We start from the raw sequence: 2,725 nt of genomic DNA on the forward strand, positions 1-2,725 counted from the left end.
GGGAAAGTCAGCCATAGAAGGTGATAGCCCTGTAAGAGTAAAATTTTTAGACGTAACCGTATCCTGAGTAGGGGGGGACTGGAGAAATCCCCTTTGAAACTGCCGGCACCATCCGGTAAGGCTAAATACTAACAAGATACCGATAGTGAACGAGTACTGTGAAGGAAAGGTGAAAAGTACCCCGAGCAGGGGGGTGAAAAGACCCTGAAACCATACACTTACAAGCGGTCGGAGCAGAGTGATTCTGTGACGGCGTGCCTTTTGCATAATGACCCTACGAGTTACTCTTCCTGGCAAGATTAAGGTTTATAGAACTGGAGTCGGAGCGAAAGCGAGTCTTAATAGGGCGTTTAGTCAGGGGGAGTAGACGCGAAACCTTGTGATCTACCCATGGCCAGGTTGAAGGTGTGGTAACACACACTGGAGGACCGAACGAGTTTACGTTGAAAAGTATTTCGATGAGCTGTGGGTAGGGGTGAAAGGCTAATCAAACTGGGAAATAGCTCGTACTCCCCGAAATGTTTTTAGGAACAGCGTCGTGGTTGAGTTTCATGCAGGTAAAGCTACCAATAGGACTAGGGGGAGTCACATCCTACCAAATCCTGATGAACTCTGAATGGCATGAAATATACACGGCAGTGAGGGCAGGGGTGCTAAGGTCACTGTCCGAGAGGGAAAGAACCCAGACCAACAGCTAAGGTCCCCAAATCTATACTAAGTTGAACAAAGGAGGTCTGATTGCAGAGACAGCCAGGATGTTAGCTTGGAAGCAGCTATTCATTTAAAGAGTGCGTAACAGCTCACTGGTCGAGCGAGGCGGGCATCGATAATAAACGGGCATCAAGTATAGTACCGAAGCTTTGGATTATGTATTTTATACATACTGGTAGGGGAGCATTCTGATTGCGGAGAAGGTTAATCGACAAGGTTAATTGGAGCGTTCAGAAAAGCAAATGTAGGGATGAGTAACGATAATGCGGGCGAGAAACCCGCACGCCGAAAAGTCAAGGTTTCCTCAGCTATGCTAATCAACTGAGGGTTAGTCGGGGGCTAAGGGTTTAGCGACAGCGAAGACTTAATGCACATCAGGTTAATATTCCTGAACTTACTATTAGGGAAACACAATGACGGAGATTCGTGGTTTGCAGGTACTGACGGAATAGTGCCTTTGAGAAGAAGCCGCAAGGCAGAAACGAGTGAGCGAAGAGACTTCCAAGAAAAGTTGTGAATCTATACTTAATAGTAACCCGTACCGTAAACCGACACAGGTGACTGGGAAGAATATTCTAAGGCGCTCGAGTGAATCACGGCTAAGGAACTCGGCAAATTAACCCTGTAACTTCGGGATAAAGGGAGCCTACTCAGCGATGAGAGGCCGCAGAGAATTGGTCCAGGCGACTGTTTAACAAAAACACATGGCTTTGCAAAAACGAAAGTTGACGTATAAGGCCTGACACCTGCCCGGTGCTGGAAGGTTAAGAGGGGATGTTAGCGCAAGCGAAGCATTGAATCGAAGCCCCAGTAAACGGCGGCCGTAACTATAACGGTCCTAAGGTAGCGAAATTCCTTGTCGGGTAAGTTCCGACCTGCACGAATGGTGTAACGATCTGGACACTGTCTCAGCCGTGAGCTCGGTGAAATTGTAGTAACGGTGAAGATGCCGTTTACCCGCAACGGGACGGAAAGACCCCATGAACCTTTACTATAGCTTAGCATTGAGTTCTGGTACTGGATGTGTAGGATAGGTGGGAGACTGTGATATGGTGTCGCTAGGCATCATGGAGTCAACGTTGAAATACCACCCTTCTTGTACTGGAATTCTAACCTAAATAGGGACATTGCTTGGTGGGTAGTTTGACTGGGGTGGTCGCCTCCAAAAGAGTAACGGAGGCTTTCAAAGGTACCCTCAGCACGCTTGGTAACCGTGCGTAGAGTGCAATAGCAAAAGGGTGCTTGACTGTGAGACAAACAAGTCGATCAGGTACGAAAGTAGGATATAGTGATCCGGTGGTTTAGTATGGAACAGCCATCGCTCAAAGGATAAAAGGTACTCTGGGGATAACAGGCTGATCTCCCCCAAGAGCTCACATCGACGGGGAGGTTTGGCACCTCGATGTCGGCTCGTCACATCCTGGGGCTGGAGAAGGTCCCAAGGGTTCGGCTGTTCGCCGATTAAAGTGGCACGCGAGCTGGGTTCAGAACGTCGTGAGACAGTTCGGTCCCTATCTGTTGTGGGCGTAGGATTATTGACAGGTTCTGACTTTAGTACGAGAGGACCGAGTTGGACTGACCGCTGGTGTATCAGTTGTTCTGCCAAGGGCATTGCTGAGTAGCTACGTCGGGATCAGATAAGCGCTGAAAGCATCTAAGTGCGAAACTGACCTGAAGATGAGTAATCCATATAAGGGCGGTCGTAGATGACGACCTTGATAGGTTGCAGATGTAAAGATAGAAATATCAAAGTCGAGCAATACTAATTACCCAAGAGCTTTATTAATACAACTGTATGTAATCTGTAGTGTTCTTACTCTTCAACATCTTTCACAATATTAAATGAGAAAAACTCATAAAGATATAGAGCTTAAAAGCTCACCAACTTTATGGGGTTGATAGGACTGGTGTTCACCTCTTCCCATCTCGAACAGAGAAGTTAAGCCCAGTTCCGTTGATGATACTGCAATCACATGCGGGAAAGTAAATAAACCCCAAAAATATTAATGAAAAA

General features: G+C 47.0%; 2 rRNA genes (1 of these 2 only partly in view). Both read left to right on the top strand.

What is annotated here, in order from left to right:
• Positions 1–2,497 (top strand): 23S ribosomal RNA (locus VB776_RS24385); it begins 331 nt to the left of the window's first position.
• 102 nt (positions 2,498–2,599) lie between these two features.
• Positions 2,600–2,711: ribosomal RNA gene (rrf, locus tag VB776_RS24390) — 5S ribosomal RNA — on the top strand.
• Positions 2,712–2,725: the final 14 nt, after the last annotated feature.

Source organism: Arcicella gelida (assembly GCF_034931025.1).
GTDB classification, from domain to species: domain Bacteria; phylum Bacteroidota; class Bacteroidia; order Cytophagales; family Spirosomataceae; genus Arcicella; species Arcicella gelida.